The organism is Arthrobacter sp. SD76 (assembly GCF_049726125.1).
Taxonomy (GTDB): domain Bacteria; phylum Actinomycetota; class Actinomycetes; order Actinomycetales; family Micrococcaceae; genus Arthrobacter; species Arthrobacter nitrophenolicus.
In genome coordinates this window covers 4,129,826-4,147,080 of sequence record NZ_JBNBLR010000001.1, presented here as the reverse complement: position 1 = coordinate 4,147,080, position 17,255 = coordinate 4,129,826, and the positions used below count along the sequence as shown (strand labels likewise).

General features: G+C 59.0%; 13 protein-coding genes and 3 pseudogenes. 12 read left to right on the top strand and 4 right to left on the bottom strand.

Annotated elements, in window-relative coordinates:
• Positions 1–6 precede the first annotated feature (6 nt).
• From ACPEE0_RS20075 to nboR, 9 genes are all read left to right on the top strand, one after another.
• Complete coding sequence (locus tag ACPEE0_RS20075) at positions 7–711, top strand: SRPBCC family protein (protein WP_009357526.1); 705 nt, start codon at positions 7–9, stop codon at positions 709–711.
• Between the two features lie 5 nt (positions 712–716).
• Positions 717–1,061: a nitrilase-related carbon-nitrogen hydrolase gene (locus ACPEE0_RS20070; RefSeq protein WP_424575320.1), complete on the top strand. Its 345-nt coding sequence runs from the start codon at positions 717–719 to the stop codon at positions 1,059–1,061.
• Positions 1,030–1,599: a nitrilase-related carbon-nitrogen hydrolase gene (locus tag ACPEE0_RS20065; RefSeq protein WP_424575319.1), complete on the top strand. Its 570-nt coding sequence runs from the start codon at positions 1,030–1,032 to the stop codon at positions 1,597–1,599. The genes ACPEE0_RS20070 and ACPEE0_RS20065 overlap by 32 nt, the downstream gene beginning before the upstream one ends.
• 197 nt (positions 1,600–1,796) lie before the next feature.
• Positions 1,797–2,690 carry an AAA family ATPase gene (locus tag ACPEE0_RS20060; RefSeq protein ID WP_354176553.1) on the top strand — a complete coding sequence of 298 codons (894 nt, stop codon included), beginning with the start codon at positions 1,797–1,799 and terminating at the stop codon, positions 2,688–2,690.
• Between the two features lie 36 nt (positions 2,691–2,726).
• Positions 2,727–3,287: a hypothetical protein gene (locus ACPEE0_RS20055; RefSeq protein ID WP_424575168.1), complete on the top strand. Its 561-nt coding sequence runs from the start codon at positions 2,727–2,729 to the stop codon at positions 3,285–3,287.
• Between the two features lie 2 nt (positions 3,288–3,289).
• Entirely contained in the window at positions 3,290–3,796 is a 507-nt protein-coding gene (locus ACPEE0_RS20050) for a vWA domain-containing protein (protein ID WP_424575167.1), read from the top strand.
• Positions 3,789–4,316: an XdhC family protein gene (locus ACPEE0_RS20045; RefSeq protein WP_424575166.1), complete on the top strand. Its 528-nt coding sequence runs from the start codon at positions 3,789–3,791 to the stop codon at positions 4,314–4,316. Before ACPEE0_RS20050 ends, ACPEE0_RS20045 begins: the two co-directional genes overlap by 8 nt.
• A 26-nt stretch (positions 4,317–4,342) precedes the next feature.
• Positions 4,343–4,921 (top strand): XdhC family protein, encoded by a 579-nt coding sequence (locus ACPEE0_RS20040; protein WP_424575165.1) that lies wholly within the window; start codon positions 4,343–4,345, stop codon positions 4,919–4,921.
• Between the two features lie 371 nt (positions 4,922–5,292).
• Complete coding sequence (gene nboR, locus ACPEE0_RS20035; RefSeq protein WP_009357520.1) at positions 5,293–5,907, top strand: nicotine blue oxidoreductase; 615 nt, start codon at positions 5,293–5,295, stop codon at positions 5,905–5,907.
• A 467-nt stretch (positions 5,908–6,374) separates the two neighbouring features.
• Here nboR and ACPEE0_RS20030 read toward each other — a convergent pair whose 3' ends face one another.
• Positions 6,375–6,764, bottom strand: coding sequence for a heavy metal-responsive transcriptional regulator (locus tag ACPEE0_RS20030; protein ID WP_424575318.1), 390 nt, complete (start codon positions 6,762–6,764; stop codon positions 6,375–6,377).
• 165 nt (positions 6,765–6,929) lie between these two features.
• Between ACPEE0_RS20030 and merA the strand changes: the two are divergent.
• A pseudogene (gene merA, locus ACPEE0_RS20025) lies at positions 6,930–8,372 on the top strand (mercury(II) reductase).
• A gap of 18 nt (positions 8,373–8,390) precedes the next feature.
• Here merA and istB read toward each other — a convergent pair.
• From istB to pmfR, 3 genes and pseudogenes are all read right to left on the bottom strand, one after another.
• Positions 8,391–9,206: an IS21-like element helper ATPase IstB gene (istB, locus tag ACPEE0_RS20020; RefSeq protein WP_424575164.1), complete on the bottom strand. Its 816-nt coding sequence runs from the start codon at positions 9,204–9,206 to the stop codon at positions 8,391–8,393.
• A pseudogene (gene istA, locus ACPEE0_RS20015) lies at positions 9,203–10,878 on the bottom strand (IS21 family transposase). Before istA ends, istB begins: the two are co-directional and overlap by 4 nt.
• Positions 10,879–12,145: 1,267 nt before the next feature.
• Positions 12,146–13,546: a transcciptional activator PmfR gene (gene pmfR, locus ACPEE0_RS20010; RefSeq protein WP_009357519.1), complete on the bottom strand. Its 1,401-nt coding sequence runs from the start codon at positions 13,544–13,546 to the stop codon at positions 12,146–12,148.
• Between the two features lie 725 nt (positions 13,547–14,271).
• On the opposite strand from pmfR, the gene ACPEE0_RS20005 reads away from it, so the two are divergent.
• A complete protein-coding gene (locus ACPEE0_RS20005; protein ID WP_363960050.1) occupies positions 14,272–15,600 on the top strand; it encodes an APC family permease in 1,329 nt (442 codons plus the stop codon).
• 739 nt (positions 15,601–16,339) lie between these two features.
• Positions 16,340–17,202: pseudogene (purU, locus tag ACPEE0_RS20000) on the top strand (formyltetrahydrofolate deformylase).
• Positions 17,203–17,255: the final 53 nt, after the last annotated feature.

Below are 17,255 nucleotides of genomic sequence, written 5' to 3'. Positions count from 1 at the left end.
ACCATCATGGAGATGACCAACACTTTCACCGTGCCCGTCCCACCGGAGGAGGCGTGGCCGGTACTGCTGGACTTGCAGCGAATCGCCCCCATGCTTCCCGGAGCCTCCATCACCAGCGTTGATGGTGATGAGTACGAGGGTAAGGCAAAAATCAAGGTGGGGCCCATCACGGCCGAGTATGTAGGCGTCGCCCGCTTTATTGAGGTCGATGAAAAGGGTCGGCGCGCAGTAATCCAGGCCCGTGCGAAGGATGCCCGCGGGCAAGGGAATATGTCGGCGACCATTACCGCCCGGCTTGAGCCGGAAGCCAATGGCGCAACCGTTATCGTTCAGACCGAGCTGGACATGACCGGAAAAATCGCCCAGTTCGGGCGAGGTGTGATCAATGAAGCGGCGACCGCCATCCTCGGAGTCTTCGCTCAAAGGTTGGCCGTGGAGATGACTTCAGGGGGCGAGTCCACCAGCGGAGCATCCACTGAGCTCTCAAAGACTGAAGGAGGCCAAGGAAAAGAACTAAGGCAGCCTTCGCAGGCAGAACCCGAAGCACTGGACCTCATCAAGCTGGCGAAGGACACGCGGGCTGCCAAAAAGGGCCCCCAGATGGAGATCCCCGCAGCCGGACAATGGCTGCCCGCAATTGTTTCTGTCGTAGCTGCACTGATTGCGGTCTTCGCTGCCGGTGTTGCAGCCGGAAGCAACCGAAAGTCTTGAACCTGATGGATGTGCGCGAAGTAGCACCAAATAGGGGGCAGCTTGATGTAGCGGCTGTTCAGGTGAGATTCGACTCGGCAGAACTGCTCGAGGACAGGATTTCGCGTACCCAGGGCTTGATTTCTGGCATTGGCGAAGCGGACCTCATCGTTCTGCCTGAACTGTGGCTTCATGGCGGGTTTTCCTACGACACCTGGCGACAGAACGCTGTCTCGCTGCAAAGTGAGGTGTTTACCTTCCTGTCCGAAGTGGCCACGGAAAAGAAAGCCTGGTTGCATGCCGGCTCTTTCATGGTGACGGAGCACAGCAACGCGGCTTCTGGCATGTGGAATACGTCCGTTCTTTTTTGACCCGGCCGGATCCCTCCGGGCAACGTATAAGAAGATCCACCGCTTTGGGTTTTCCGATGGAGAACCAAAGCTGATAGCAGCGGGCGATGAGCCCGCGATTCTCGAGGTGCAGACAGAACGAGGCACCGCCATCACTGGACTCAGCACTTGCTACGATCTTCGCTTCCCCGAACTGTATCGGCATATGTCAGCTGAGGGTACGGCACTGAATGTGATACCAGCGTGCTGGCCCCTGTCGCGCATTCAGCACTGGCAGACTCTGGGTCGCGCTCGAGCAATCGAAAACCAATCCTTCGTCATTCAGTGCAATATGACGGGGGCTGACCAGAGCATAGAGTTGGGTGGACACAGTCAGATTGTGGATGGCAACGGAAACATCCTGACCCAGGCGGAGAGAGAGGAAACCGTTCTCCACGCCAGTCTGGATCTCGATTCGCTGAATGAAATGCGAAGTTCCTTCCCAGTCCTGAACGACCAGCGGGCAGATATCTGGGTTGTTAAAGGCAAGACGATGATCGCGAGCAACTTGCAGGAATAGCAAAGGGTTCAGTCCGAGCTGATGTTCTCGGCTTCGGGATGTCCTGCCTTTTGATACAGGGGGGACATCCCGGAACCGGCTGATCTTACGCTCGTGCACGGCATAGCGGCCGTCTACCAGCGGTATCCGTTACGACATACGTAGTCACTGCGGAGAGCCAGAATGCACAACCTCTCAAACGATTAGCAAGGCGAACAATGAGCAACGACAAAGTGATCAAGCCAGAAAGCCCCGGAGAGATGGCCGCGCGGCTCAAGGCTGTCAACTACTTGGCTGACGAGGGCTTGTCCACCACCGTCTTCTTATCTGTTGCTATGAATAAGCCGTTGCTTGTCGAGGGTGCTCCAGGAACGGGCAAAACGTCGCTGGCTGAAGCTTTAGCCAAGATGCTCGCGATCCCGTTGATCCGGCTGCAGTGTTACGAGGGCATCGAATCGACCCAGGCGCTCTATGATTGGGACTTTTCACGTCAGATTCTGCACCTGCGGTCACTAGAGGCAGCAAATTCGACAACGAATGCGGAGCAACTGGAGCAGTCCCTATACACGGAGCGGTTCCTACTTCCCCGCCCGATTCTTCGTGCCTTGCAAGGCGGGCCGGCCGTTCTGCTCATCGATGAGGTTGACCGGGCGGACGATGAGTTTGAGGCCTTCCTCTTGGAGGTGCTTGCGTCAAACCAAATATCAATTCCTGAGTTGGGTACCATCACCGCGAGTGTTCCACCCATCGTGATCCTAACGTCGAACCGGACGCGTGAGTTACACGAGGCTTTGAAACGGCGGTGCTACTTCCATTGGATAGACCACCCAGAACCGGCCCGTGAGTTGGAAATCATCAAGACGCGGCTTCCCGGCGTCGATGAGAAGCTAGCGCAGCAGGTGGTTGACGTAGTCCAGTCCCTGCGCAATGAAGGGCGCTTGCGACGTTCTCCCGGGGTAGCGGAGGCGCTTGACTGGGCCCAGGCCTTGGACCGCCTTGGCGGAAGTGACATTAACTCCGACAGTGCTGGCTTGACGATTGGTGCCCTCTGCAAAGACCAAGACGACCGGGAGCTTATCTTGAGCACCTTGAGAACCATCTTCCCTACCTGACCGGGAATTGTGATTGTGATGTCTTCACAAATAGGTTTGACGATCTTCTATGGCTTCGTAGGTGCTCTCAGAGATGAGGGGATGGCCATAGGGGCCGAACAGGCCCGGCTTTACCTCGAGGCTCTGAGCGTTCTCAATCTCCAACGCCGCAGCGAGGTCTTCTGGGCCGGACGCGCGACGTTGTGTAGGAGCAGGGATGACTTCGAGACTTACGACCAGACGTTTCGCTTGTGGTTTTCATCCGAGCCTCCAGTACCTGTGCCCTTTTCGGAGAGACAGGAGGCCAGCCTGCCAGACGCAGCAGACGGCGACAGCCCCCAGTCAGAACTCGAGCAGCAAATTGCACTGGCTAGCAAGGACGAAGCCCTGCAGCATCGGGATGTAGCCCTGATGTCTGCTGAGGAAAAGAGGTATCTTGCGGAGGCCTTTGCTGCTCTGCCTATTAGACCACCGCTGAGAAGGGCGCGTTACAAGCGGACCCATCGCCACAAGCGCATCGATCCGGCACACACTGTTCGAGACCACCTAAAACGAGGCGGCGAACAGGCCAGCTGCAGTATCGCCACCGAACGAAAAAGTCACGCCGAGTCGTCCTGATCGTGGATGTTTCGGGATCGATGGAAGCCTACGCTGACAGTTTTCTTCGCTTCGGTCACCGGCTTTTAGATGGCGCGGACACGACAGAAGTATTTTCTATCGGCACACGACTTACCAGAGTGACGTCGGCCTTACAGCATCCGGATCCAGAGGTCGCATTGTTGGACGCAGGTTTCGTCGTGCCGGATTGGTCCGGAGGCACGCGACTGGGGGAAGCCCTACAGGCCTTCATCACCTTGTGGGGACAACACGCAATGCTAAGAGGGTCTGTGGTGGTGATCGCCAGCGACGGGTGGGAACGCGGGGATCCAGGGGAGCTGGCCCACCAGGTTGCCCGCCTCCATAGCTTGGCGCACTGTGTCATCTGGTCCAATCCCCACCGTGGCAAGCCCGGATATGAACCCCTACAGAGCGGCATCAAGGCCGTTCTTCCGCACGTCGATGCCTTGGTCGCAGGCCACACCATGGCCGCCTTTAGGGACCTAGCAGATCGGATAGCACATGCGTGAAGTTATTGAAGCAGTAGCACAGTGGACGATGCGCGGAGAAACCTTCGCACTCGCTACAGTGGTCAGCACGTCAAAATCGGCCCCCCGGCCAGCGGGCGCAGCAATGGCTGTTAGCACCGCGGGGGAGGCCGTCGGTTCAGTTTCCGGCGGCTGCGTTGAGGGGGCTGTTTACCAAATTGCCCAGGACGTAATCGAAGGCGGTACCCCGGTATTGCAACGGTTTGGGTATAGCGACGATGACGCCGTAGCAGTGGGTTTAACCTGTGGCGGAATAATCGACGTCTTCGTTGAACGAGTTACCGACGAAAGTTATCCCGATATAAGGACTGTCATTCAGGACGTTCAGGTAGGTAACCCGGTTGCTACCGCGACCGTGGTGGAACATGACCAGGCAGAAATGCTGGGAAAGCGGCTCGTAGTTTGGCCAACCCACGCTTCCGGAACCCTTGGCAGTGCCATGCTGGATCATGCGGTGGCCGACGATGCTGAGGGGTGCTTGCCTCCGGCGAATCCAAAGTGATCACGTACGGCCCCAGTGGAGAGCGGATGGAAACCGGCACAAAGGTCTTTGTTTCTTCCTACCAGCCGAAGCCCAGAATGATCATCTTCGGGGCCATTGACTTTGCCGCGGCAGTCGCGCGGGCTGGGTCAATGGTCGGGTTCAATGTGACGGTCTGCGATGCTCGTCCAGTGTTTGCCACTACGGCGCGTTTTCCTGGGGCCGATGAGGTAATCGTATCGTGGCCCCACGTTTACCTTCAGGAAGAAGTGGCGAAGGGAAAGGTGGACAACCGCACTGTCATCTGTGTTCTGACCCATGACCCTAAGTTCGACGTCCCAGTCCTAGATATCGCCCTGCGGCTGGAAGGCCCATCAAAGCCCTCCTACATAGGTGCGATGGGCTCTCGGAAGACGCATGATGACCGGCTAAACCGGCTCCTTGAGGCTGGAGTACTCGAGCCACAAATCGCCGAACTTCATAGTCCAATAGGACTTGATCTCGGCGGACGAACGCCAGAGGAAACAGCGGTGTCGATCGTGGCAGAAATAATCGCCAAGCGTTGGCAGGGGACTGGCCGCCCACTCCGCGATTCCGCTGGCGCAGTGCACTCGGACCCGGCCTAGCTATGGGCAACAAGAAAGGGTTCGCAGCCCAATCTTCTGAAGGCAGCTCATCTTGGCAGACCTCGGTAGAAAACAAGACCATCTTGGTTTCGAAATCCCCAGAAACCCAAGCACCGGGTGACTTCGACGAAACCCAGCTATTTGATTTGCGGATGTTGGGCAGGGCGACCGGATCCATGTGTCGGAAGATGACACCTTACGCTACTCCGGCGTGGTGGACACCAGCGCTCCTTCCCTTGGCATTATCTGGATCCGTCAGGATGGGTTGGGCGAGAGGAAGCTGATTATTTGCACTGACTATCGGCTGCGTCAGGCTCGCACCAGTCACTGGGATTTGAAGGTTTTTGAACGCGAAGAATAGGAACCTCACGTTGGAGAACACGGATTTGGTGCAGGTTACGGGTGTGCTGCTGGCCGCCGGCGCCGGCACACGTCTTGGACGTGGCCCCAAGGCACTCTTGCCATACCGTGGACGACCCCTCGTGGAAATCATCGCCGACAATCTACTTGCCGGCGGCTGTCACGAAGTAGTTGTCGTACTTGGGGCAGAGGCACAAGCGGTCAGCGCCGGGGCCAACCTTAAACCCTATCGGACGCTGGTAAACCACAAATGGCCATCTGGTATGGGAAGTTCCTACCTTATTGGTGATGCTGCTGCCAATGCAGACGACCATATCCTCGTGGCTCTCGTAGATCAGCCAGGGCTTACCGTCCGCACTGTTAGCCGGCTCCTCGTCTCGCACCGGCCGGGACGCATCACTTCGGCTGCTTACGCAGCCCCAGACAACCTCGGGATGCTTCGTCGAGGTCACCCAATGCTCATCGATGTGAGACTTCGGCCAGCAGTAGCCAGCACTGTAGTGGGTGATGCTGGAGCCAGGAGCTTTCTGCGCCAGAAACCCTGGCTTGTAGATCTTATTGATTGCAGTGATGAATCTACTGGCGAGGACGTCGACACTGTCGAGCAGATGCGTCGCCTTCTATAGGACGCTGCGCGTCAACGTACAGCTGCCGATCTCTCGCGCGGCTCGGAACACGTGCGGGTCATTTCCCTGAATACAAAGGACATCATTCCACTATGGCATTTCTATTCTGGATGGATCGACTTCTTGTGGGGTTACTTGGCCGCCACGAGACAGAATGCGTCGAGTGTAACCACCCCTCAAGCGACGATCAATGGGGTTGGCTGGGAACCATGACCAACCTACCGCCTCCAGGTCTTGGGCTCTGCCAGGCATCGGACAGGAACGGCCGCAGATGTCCATGCGCGAACAGAAGCCACGTGATTGTGTCAACGTGATCGGAGCCCACTAGGACGGCCCGAACGGTACCCACCAGCCGGAAGGTGCGGAGGCGCTTTGGTCTGCTTTCTGGCGCTGTGAAACCACTGCTATGGGTCGGGACGAAGTCCAAGGTCCGGAGGCTGGGAGCTGGCGTCCGGTGGAGGAGGGCGTCAGAGGTAGCTGCAGATGCGTCCGGGATCGCAGCTTGCGTCGGTCCCGGCAGCGGCGTTGGCGTGGAGGCCGGCGACGACGGATCGCAAGGCAATCAGTTCGCCAATCTGGTGGTCGAGGTCTGCCAGCTGGTTGGAGAGCAGGTCCTGGACGTGGGCGCAGGGGGCTTCTCCGGCGTCACGGAGGCCAAGAATTTCACGTATCTTCGTCAGGGCGAGGCCTGCGGCCCGTCCGCGGCGGATGAACTCGAGCCTGGCCACGGAGTCTTCGGTGTAGTCCCGGTAACCGTTAGAGGATCTCTTCGCTGCCGGGAGAAGCCCGCTGTCCTCGTAGAAACGCAGCGTCTTCGTCGTCATCCCTGCCGCTGCCGCGGCCTCACCGATACGCATCATGAACCCATTTCTTAGCAGGCCACCAGGACGGCGATTCCTTGACATTCCAGTGTAGGGGAAGGTTGAGAATGAGATGCAGAGCAGGTCTTCGGCTGAAGGCCCGCAACGGCTGAGCAGCAGTTGTGCTGGCGGCTGCTCCCCTCGCATCTTTAGGAGTCCCTCATGTCGGCAACACCTTTCGATTATGACCTGGCCATCATCGGTTCCGGCGGGGGTGCTTTCGCTGCTGCCATACGGGCAACTAATCGCGGCAAGCGGGTGTTGATGGTTGAGCGCAGCACTGTGGGCGGCACGTGCGTGAACACGGGCTGCATCCCGTCCAAGGCCCTGCTGGCCGCCGCGGAAGCCCGCCATGTCGCCGTGGACGCTTCCGGGCGGTTCCCTGGCATCAGCACCTCCTCAGCGCCAGTGGATATGCCCGAACTGGTCGCCGGGAAGCGCTCCCTGGTCGAGGCCATGCGGTCAGAGAAGTATGTGGACCTCGCCGCGGACTACGGATGGAAGCTGCAGCATGGGACGGCGGCGTTCGCCGGAACCGCGGCCGCACCGGTTTTGAACATCACTGTCCCGGGCGGCACCACCGAGACAGTGAGAGCCGAACATTATCTGGTGGCAACGGGCTCCACTCCCTGGATTCCTGAGGTGCCGGGAATGGACCAGGTGGATTATCTGACGTCCACGAGTGCGATGGAGCTGCAGGAAGTTCCCTCTTCGATGCTGGTCTTGGGCGGAGGGTATGTGGCCCTGGAGCAGGCGCAGCTTTCGCCCGGCTCGGAACGAAGGTGACCATGCTGGTCCGCTCCAGGCTCGCCTCGGCCGAAGAGCCTGAAGCCGGGCATGCCCTCGCCGGTGTCTTCGCCGACGAGGGTATCCGGGTCCTCCGCCGGGCGACAGTGTCCTCGGTCCGGACCGATCAGTCGTCTGGGGATGTGGTCGTGGACGCTTCCGTCTCAGGAGGACAGGAGGAGTTCAGGGCCGCGCGCTTGCTCGTGGCAACAGGCCGGCGCCCGGTCACGGAGGATTTGAACCTCTGCATGGTCGGTGTCGAAACCGGGGACCGCGGGGAAGTCCTGGTCGACGGGAGCCTTCGCAGTACTAATCCGAGGATTTGGGCCGCGGGTGACGTGACGGGGCACCGGGAGTTCGTCTATGTCGGCGCCGCGCACGGGGCCCTGGTGGTGGATAACGCTTTCGAAGGTGCCGGGCGCGAGGTCGACTACCGGCACCTGCCCCGGGTTACGTTCACGAGCCCCGCCCTGGCGGCGGTAGGGATGACGGACAAGGAAGCGAACCAGGCAGGGATCCGGTGCATGTGCCGGGTTCTGCCGCTCAAATTCGTCCCCAGGGCGCTGGTGAACCGTGACACCCGCGGCTTCATCAAGATCGTTGCCGATGCGGACACGGGCCGGATCGTCGGGATCACTGCCGTGGGAAAGGAAGCCGGGGACCTCGCCGCGGCCGGGGTCTACATTCTGGAGGCCGGGATGACCGTTGATAAGGTCGCGAACCTCTGGAGCCCGTATCTGACCATGGCCGAAGGCATCAAGATGAGCAGCCCAGTCCTTCACTACTGACGTCTCGAAACTGTCCTGCTGCGCGGCATGATGTGGCCAACGACAACCTCTAGTGCGCGTTCCTCGTCAGGCTGTGGGCGAGGCGGTAGGAGTCGGTGCCGGTTTCGATGATGGTGCCGTTGAAGGTCAACCGGTCAACGATCGCGGCGCAGAGGCGCGGGTCGGTGAATGTCTTGGTCCAGCCGGAGAACGACTCGTTGCTGGCGATGGCGATGGAGTTCTTTTCTTCGCGTTCGGTCAGGACCTGGAAGAGGAGTTCGGCTCCTCTGCGGTCCAGCTCCATATAACCGAGCTCGTCAATACACAGCAGGTCCACCCGGCCGTATCTGGCGATGGTCTTGGCGAGGACTTTCTCGTCGGCGGCTTCGACGAGCTCGTTCACGAGCCGGGTGGCCAAAGTGTATTTGACCCGGTATCCCTTCTCAGCTGCAGCGGTGCCTAGCCCGATAAGCAGGTGGGATTTGCCTGTTCCGGAGTCCCCGATCAGGCACAGCGGTGCGCCTTTCCGAATCCATTCGCCGGTAGCGAGGGTATGGATGGTAGCGGGGTTGATGTTCGTGTTCGCGTCGAAGTCGAAATCACCGAGCCATTTGTCCCGTGGAAAGTTCGCGGCTTTGACGCGTCGGATTGAGGAGCGACGGTCGCGGTCATCGCACTCGGCCAGCAACAGCTCGGCCAGGAAGCCTTGGTAGGAGAGTTGCTCTTTCCCCGCCACGCTCAGAGCTTCGTCCAGGACCGCCCGGACGGTGGGCAGGCGTAGCCGGCGGCATGCTTGGTCCACGGCCGCGACCGCGGCCTGCTCAGTCAGGCCGCGGCGCCGTCGCAGGGTCGGCGTGATGGTGGTGGCCGGTGCGGTGGGGCTCATGAGATGTTCTCCTTCGACGCGGATTCTGCGGAGTGTTCGGTGCGTTTGGCCAGCAGCTCGTCATAGGCGCTGATTGTCGGGAGCGGTCGCTTGTCTGGAGGGAGCCCGGCGATGACAGCCGCCGGGTCCATCAGCCGGCGCTGGGTCAGGCTGACAACTCGTTGCACTTTCGCTTCAGCATGAGCACCGCGATGACGGTCAGGACGGGACCCACCTGCGGGGATGCTGGAGGCGTGTCTGCGGGCTTCGACCGCTACGACGTCGGCGATGACGGCACCTACTCCAAGGGCTGCGGTGATCCCTGCCTCGATGTCTTCGGCTTCCATCGAGCGGTGCAGCAGCAGGACGTCAATAAGTTCACGGGTCCCCTCGGCATCGCCGTTGACCCTGCGCGAGGCAGACCAGAAGGCTTCATGGGCGCTGGTGAAAGCACCTGACTCCCGCGCCCTGGCCAAAGCCGTGGAACCAGGCAAAGCGCCGGGCTTAGTCTTGAGGACCTCCAGATAATGGTCCAACTGGACCGACTGCCCGCCCTTGGCAATAATCCGCTGATGCCGGGCCGCCACCGCGCGGCCGTCGAACACCACAACTTCGGATGCCCGCAATGAGACCCGGACCCGCCGGCCGATGAACCGTGCCGGCACCGAGTACTTCACCATCCGCACGGTAATCATTGAGGACCGGTCCACTCTCGGGTTCAGCACCAGACCGGGATCGAACTCTTCGGCCGGCAACGGAGCCAGGAACGGGTGCTCGGTCGCGAAGTCCTGGCCGATGGTGCGGATCCTGCCATCGATCCGCCGCTGATCGTCTTCTACCTCCCTGCTCCGGATCCGGTCGTTGAGCTCCTCAAGGGACCTTGTCACGGGCATCGGCGTAAGCCGGTTGCGGCGGAACCAGCCCACCTCGCCCTCGACCCCGCCCTTCTCGTGAGCGCCGGCAATACCTGGCTGGCAATAAAAGGCATCAAATCCATAGAACGAACGGAACAACACCCACCGATCGTTCTCCAGGCGGTTCCGGCCTTGCCCGAACACCACGGACCTGACAGCACTGGTGAGGTTGTCATAGCGGATGTGTTTGACTGGCACGCCGCCGATCTCGTTGAACGCCTCGACATGGCCTTCGAGAAATGCTTCCTGGGCCTGGGTGGGTAAATCCGGTGGATGGCCTTGCCAGAGTGGGACAGCCGGAAGATGAACATGTGGCATTTCGTCTTTACCCCGTCCAGCACGATCCAGACTTCGCCGAAGTCCACTTCAGCTTCCGCGCCCGGGGCGTGTTCCTGGGGAACAAACACCTCAACCCGGCGGCCGGCCTCCACATCGATTTGCGCCCGGCGGACCCGGACGTAGTCACGCACCGTTGAATACGACAACTCCTCCGCACCGTACTCTTCGATGAGCCGGGCAAGAATCCTCCGGGCAGTGTGACGCTGCTTCCGCGGCGCCGTCGTGTCCTCGACGAGCATGGCATCGATCGCCGATTTAAAAGGATCAAGCCGCGGCGAGGATCGTTCAGGAGTTTTGCGCTCTGGCGGGACCGGGGAACTTAACGCCTTACGCACGGTTTTCCGCGCCACCTGGTGCCTGCGGGCAAGCTCCCGGATTGACGCCCCCTCCACCCGGGCATCCCTCCGAATCTGCGCGAACAACTCCACTCTTGACCCCATCCCGGCCCTCCCGTCGTCGATCCAACACTGGATGGATCAACGCTCACAGGTGGGTACCATTCAAGCCGTCATTAGGTTCGGCATGTCCGGCTGGTGGGTACCGTTCGGGCCGTCCTAGTGGGCTCCGATCAGACTGACATACTCACCACGCCAGTTACCTATGAATTCCCCTTGGGCGGCACTGTTTCGAACACACCGGGACGCAGTGCCACAAGGCTTGACGAGTCACGCCACGTCAGATCTGTTCCAGCCAATTTGTCTCCTGCTCTTGCTGTATCGAAACAAAGAAAAGTAAAGGAGGGCGCGTTAGTAGGTGTGGCACTGAGGTTAGCTCTGGCACAGGCCAGGACCCGAATGTCCTCCGCGGCGCGAAGCAAAGTGGGCTGGTTTTCCGTCGGCCCGGCCCGGGAAGTAGAACTCATCGGCGGACTGCCAGCAGCGGCAAGGCGGACCCTTGCAGCGTTATAGCTAAAAGAACATGTGCCGAAAGCGTGGGGGAGGGATTCATCGCCGACGCCAAGAGCGTCCGCAGCGTCGGCGACATCCACCGCGGTCAATGCTGATTTTTCTGCGGTGGCGTCTGCACCTTGGACAGACCGAGGACCAGCGGAAGACAAGACGGCCCAACCGCATTCCCTCATTTCGCAGCTTCGCCCGCGCAAGTGCCAAACGGAGTTCGCCCACGGATAATGGGGACGGGAAAAGCACTTGCGGTATCGCGCGGGTTCTTTGGAAGGTATCGCCCGGAACAGCTGGGCGGTTAACTTCCTTTCGTTGCCAGCTCAATCAGTTTCCGGAATGTTGCAGAATCTGCAGGGGTGCTCTTCGCAGCCAGACCCGGCAGGTTCAAGGGCCAGATACGGGTGCTGGCCTGAGGTGGGGATACTGTCACCGGGATTTACGGTAAGTTCCTCCGGAATGGCGGCTGTCATCGTGGAAACCTTTCTGTTCCTCAAGACCACGTGCTCGTGGACGAGGGGTGTATGGGGACACAGGAGCTTGTGCTAGGCACGCGAAACCTGGGTAAGACACCGATTAGCGCATCGAGACTCGGGCCAGTAAGGTTAGACCCCATTCTTCCTGCTCACGGGCGCCATACATCCATGACAAGCACTGTCCATCGACACTAAACGTTCCGGCGGCGGCAGTCATGATACGGAAAGCCAAAAACACGAGTCCCGTTTGTGTGATTCCTTGGATCGCTTCTCCGTACAAAACGACAGTCAGATAGCCGTCTGAAGAAAGGAGCCGCCGGATGACGGCGGTCCTAGTCGGATATGGTCGAGTAAGAGGGCCAGGCTTGGAACGCGAGCCAGAAGGCAGATAGGTCCGCTGAAGACGCGACATCTCGCCCTGTAATCTCTTTGATTCGGGTGAGTCTATAGGACAGAGTTTGCCGGTGGATGCCAAGAGCGGCTGCCGTTTCATTCCAGCGGCGGTCATTGGCAAGGAACGCAAAGAGTGTTTCACGCAGAGCAGTCGATTTAGGATCTGTACCCGCGAGCCCACCTAGTACCTGTTGGACTACGGCCGATGCTTCCTTCCGAGAACGAGTAAGCAGCGACACGGGGACTCCGGCGAAGTCAATCCACTGATCGTTCATCCCACCGGATGAGAAGACCTTCACGGCCTCCTCGGCTGCCGCTTTAGCATCCCGCAGATCAAGGTATGTTGACGATGCTCCGGCCCGGACGTCGAGGCGGCTGAGCAGCTGCCGGACGTCATTCCGGCTCTGCTCGGGCATCAGGATAAAGAACGAGCTGCCTCCGGAGCCCGCCAGGACTGCCAGTGACTTGATTGACGCCGCCCGGGCTACCTTCTCGCCCTCGCCCAATGCCACTGCAACGACTTGATACCCAGACGAAGTACCGCCCGTACCCAGAAGATTTTCTATCCCGTCGGGGCTACGCCCTTCCAAGATGGACGCCAGCATATGCGCTGAGCGTTCGGAACGGCGGCGAAGTGACCGCAATAGTTGGCTCAACGCGACATCAATCACCTGCAGGACATGGATTAGCAGGAAACTGCTCACCTCTTCGCCTGGGAATTCCGAAATCATGAGCCGGGCATCACTGTCCCCCGGGAGGGCATAAGTACGTTCCCGCGCGGAAGTGGGCATGGATTCCAGCGGTGCTCCCTCTACAATTGCGAGCCCGGTTTTCACATCAAAGACACTGAGGCCAGCCCTTAGAAGAGCCTGCAAGTCATTTAACATCCGTACCGGGTCAGTGCGGGCGTACGCGGACAGCTGGTAGAGCTTGCTGAGCTTGAGTACCTGCATGGTCTGTGTGGTGGCTGTAGCAGCAGCAACTGTTCGCCCGATCGCAGCGAAGGGAGTTGCATGGTTCGTAAGAAGCACGGGGAAGGAACGTTTGTCTGCTTCTTCGTATAGTTCCGGGGTGAGTGGAGGGAGACTCGGGTGATCCCCCAAGGCAACACCGGCAAGGCCGGCCTCATCGAGTTTGACAATAAAAGTCCGTTGCTCAGCGGCACTGTGAGGAACGCACAAACCCACTGTCATGAGTAGCTCATGCGGACCGAGCCACCGGTCGGGATCGCTCAACTCACAGCTATGCGCCCAGAGAACCTGCCGGTCAAGGCCTGCCGCGCCTGCAAGTACCTTTGTACCCAGGCTTTGAGCGGTAACAAGGTCCCCGACCGTCAGCACTTGTGGCTCCATACAGGCATACTAGTACTGCCGTATGAGACACGCCTCTGGTACGCGGGTACGAATCAATCCAAAACTTCGGCAATCTGTCTGATTTTGGCCGTCGGGGCCAACTCGTAAGGTGAATCACATGTAAGCGACCTTGACCCTGGGGAGCTTATATGGGCTGCGTGCATCGACTTGACCCTCTGCCACCAATCTGGAGCGCCAGTTCCGATTCCTGTGCAAGCACCTTTGCGCTTAGAAACGACACTGCTAGCTCCGGCCTTTGACATCGAACGGCGGCGACTGATCGCTCTTTGCCGGCTGCTCTGTTTTCTCCACGGCGTCATGGTGAGGCGCCGTTCTTCTGAGACCAGTAAGAGCCAGCCCCTCCCGCCGGCATCGATTGTCGCCGGAGGGCTAAACCAGCTTGAAATTGCCGAAAACAATACCGGCGAAGGGGCTCGGAAATCCGTACAGACTGAACCAGTCGCGAACCATCTCCGCGCCGAAGTCGCTATCTGGTAGGTGCAGGGACGCATCTTCCCAATCCGCTTCTTCGATTCGAAAAAGCGGGACTAAGCGTCGCGGCCGTGCGGCCGCGACTCATTTTCGAAAGGCGTACGGCTTTGCAAACTTCTTCTGAAAACGCAGGAGCAACAGCTGATGGTGGTCAAGCCCCACCGACTCAGGATATAGCCCATGCAGATCTGCAGTTAGGGCACCTCACAGGATCGCAGGTGATGGGGCTCTCAGTATCTTCCTTTATTCCCGCTGTCGGTCTTTCAGCAGTCCCAGCCTTCCTTGCGGCTTATTCAGGCCGTTCTTCATGGTTGGCGATGGCCGCGTCGGTCGTTGCCTTCACAGTCGTCGGGCTGTTCATCACTGTGTTCGCGCGACGGTATATCGGAACCGGGTCTCTTTACTCCTATATTCGCCATGTGTTTGGCTCCTGGAGCCCGCTCGTCATCGCGGCGGCAATGATTCCGGGTTACATCGTCGTAGTTATGGTACTTGTCGTATCACTAGGCCTGTATGTAGGAAGTTTCCTCATGTCCGTGGGCCTATCCACCGCAGCTGGACCAGAAATACAGCTGGTGATTTATGTCTTAGCAGCGTTGGTGGCCATGGGGATTGCCTATCGAGGTCTGGACGTGTCAGTCCGGTCCAGCGTCATCCTCACGGTCGTTTCCGTACCGGTGATGTTGACTATCACTATCGCAACGGCGTTCAGCGGAAATGTCGATCTGGCAGGACAGCTTAGCCTTAGCGATTTCACCTTCAACAGTTTCCTCCAGGGTCTCGCCATAGGCTCGGCATTCTTCATCGGCTTCGAAAGCAGCGCAGCCCTCGGCGCAGAAACCCAGAACCCTACCCGCGCTATCCCTCGGGCAATTATGGTAGTTCCCGTCGTCCTGGGTATGGCCTTCCTCGCTGCTACAGTGATCCAGGTACCGACACTTGTCGACTCTGCTGATCAGCTAGCCCTTGGGGTCTCACCGAATTCGGTACTCGCTGAAGCAGCAGGGGTGGGCTTTTTGTCAAACATAAGTGACCTGGTTCTTGCCGTTGCCGTCTTCGCCAGTCTGATCGGATTTTTCAACTACGGGTCGCGAGTGGTGGTCAGCGCAGCTTCAGACGGTCTCCTACCTGCGGCACTAACCAATGTCAGCAAGCGTTACAAGAGCCCGGTGGCAGCCATCGCCTTTCTTGGAATCCCCTCGCTCATTGGCCCCCCAATCATGCTGTGGCTGACATCATCCACACCGTTGGAAATCTACGGGTATATCGCCACCTTGCTGGTCTATTTCTGGGTGATCCCTTACTTCCTCATCTGCATCGGCGGTGCAGTGTTGTTGAATCGCACCAGCCCAAGGAAATCTGTTCTGGTTAACATTGGAGCTGTCGCGGCGTCTGCTACCGTTCTGTGGCTCTACGTCAACGGAATCTTGTACCCGGCGCCGGGGCCCCTGAGCGCGCTACCCTATGTGATGATCGGCACGGTAGCCGTGTTCCTCGTCGGTTTTGTGGCCTCCGTCCGCATCAAAAGCAGGACTGCAGCCTCGGTGTAGGGCTCACTGCAGTCACCTATAACGAGGTCAAGTGCGGCGCTGTATCGTTGCGGCGCGCACCACCTTTTCAAAAAATGAACCCAGGCCAAGAAGCTCCCGTCCGCCGCACTGGACGGGAGCTTCCTCGTTGCCGCGTTGAGCTTCTCTAAATGTGGTTGCCCGGCAAAGTCAGAACCTGACAACCGGGAGCTTGATCCACCCTCGGCTAGAAGTGAACGTCTTCCTCAGGACGTTGATGCTATTCGCTCATCCCGCCGCGGTGCGGGCAGCGCGTCCTGCCCGCACCGTATAAAGCCGGTTCACAAAGATCTGAAGTCCTCCAATATGGCGACCCCGTTGGTGTCTGCGCGTCTCCGGGCTAGGCCACCCGTTGGCGGAGGTGGTCACTTGGCCAAAGAGCAGCCAACAATGCCGCATTAGGCCGGCGGTTCAGGCGGTTATTGCTGTGTTGAAATCGGATTTGCTCGGGCAGCGGCTGCACTACTCGCATAGGCCGTCTTACACGTTCCAGGCAGCTACACCGGCGAGTCACGGATACAGTAAGGCATGCGTCCCGTCACCGCACTGCGGTATGAAAACGCTGATTTTTTCGTACAAATTGAGCATGGCGAGGGCTGCTTTAGGCCCGTATGGTCAACGTAGGATGCAGGTGCAGCTGGCAGGCGTAGGCCTATGGGCACTGCTCGAACCCTTCTCCTCGCAAGGGCACCCCAACGTACGAATCTCCCCTAGGAGTCCCATGGAAAACGCCCAATTCCGCCAAGTGATTCTTTCACTCAGTTGCAGAGACAGAATCGGAATTGTTCACGCTGTCTCCGGTTTCTTGGTATCCCATGGCTGCAATATTCTTGCCAGTCAGCAGTTCGACGATGCCGCCGAACAGAGGTTCTTCATGCGCGTGCACGTCTCTTGCCCAGCAGCCGTATCCGTTGGCGATCTGAAAAAGGCGTTTCAAGCAATGGCCTCCACGTTCGGAATGGAGTGGACGTTGGTCGACGCCGCCGACCGGCCCAAGGTTGCACTGCTGGTTTCTAAAGCCGAGCATTGCCTCAACGACCTGCTCTTCCGGTGGCGCTCAGGGCAACTTAGGGTTGACTTTCCCTTCATCGCCTCGAACCATACGACCCTTCAACCAGTTGCAGACGCCCATGGCATTCCCTTCTTTCACATTCCGGTGACACCTGAAACTAAGAGGGAAGCAGAGGAGAAGCTACTCGCTCTCCTTGCAGAACATCAGGTGGATTTGACCGTTCTAGCCCGGTATATGCAGGTGCTCAGCGACGATCTTTGCCGCGAACTTGTAGGCAAGGCCATCAACATCCATCACTCCTTCCTTCGCGATTTAAGGGCGCCAAACCTTACCACCAGGCATTTGAACGGGGAGTGAAACTCGTTGGAGCGACGGCGCACTACGTCACCGCCGAACTGGACGAGGGACCAATCATTGAGCAGGAAGTTCTCCGCGTTGGACATGACTACAGTCCAGCTCAACTTGCAGTGACAGGCCAGGACGCAGAGCGGCTTGCACTGTCTCGCGCTGTTCAATGGCACGCAGAGCAGCGGATCCTGTTAAACGGCCACCGCACCGTCGTTTTCAACTAGCACAACAACCACTTGCCCAGGGTCTGGCAGCGACCTGAGCAGAAATGAGGCCC

Bases quoted from the DNA above. Each gene is read 5' to 3' on its own strand.
- istB (WP_424575164.1), bottom strand. From the start codon at position 9,206: ATGAGCCCCACCGCACCGGCCACCACCATCACGCCGACCCTGCGACGG.
- ACPEE0_RS20060 (WP_354176553.1), top strand. From the start codon at position 1,797: ATGAGCAACGACAAAGTGATCAAGCCAGAAAGCCCCGGAGAGATGGCC.
- ACPEE0_RS20040 (WP_424575165.1), top strand. From the start codon at position 4,343: ATGGAAACCGGCACAAAGGTCTTTGTTTCTTCCTACCAGCCGAAGCCC.
- ACPEE0_RS20070 (WP_424575320.1), top strand. From the start codon at position 717: ATGGATGTGCGCGAAGTAGCACCAAATAGGGGGCAGCTTGATGTAGCG.
- ACPEE0_RS20030 (WP_424575318.1), bottom strand. From the start codon at position 6,764: ATGCGTATCGGTGAGGCCGCGGCAGCGGCAGGGATGACGACGAAGACG.
- ACPEE0_RS20075 (WP_009357526.1), top strand. From the start codon at position 7: ATGGAGATGACCAACACTTTCACCGTGCCCGTCCCACCGGAGGAGGCG.
- ACPEE0_RS20005 (WP_363960050.1), top strand. From the start codon at position 14,272: ATGGGGCTCTCAGTATCTTCCTTTATTCCCGCTGTCGGTCTTTCAGCA.
- ACPEE0_RS20045 (WP_424575166.1), top strand. From the start codon at position 3,789: ATGCGTGAAGTTATTGAAGCAGTAGCACAGTGGACGATGCGCGGAGAA.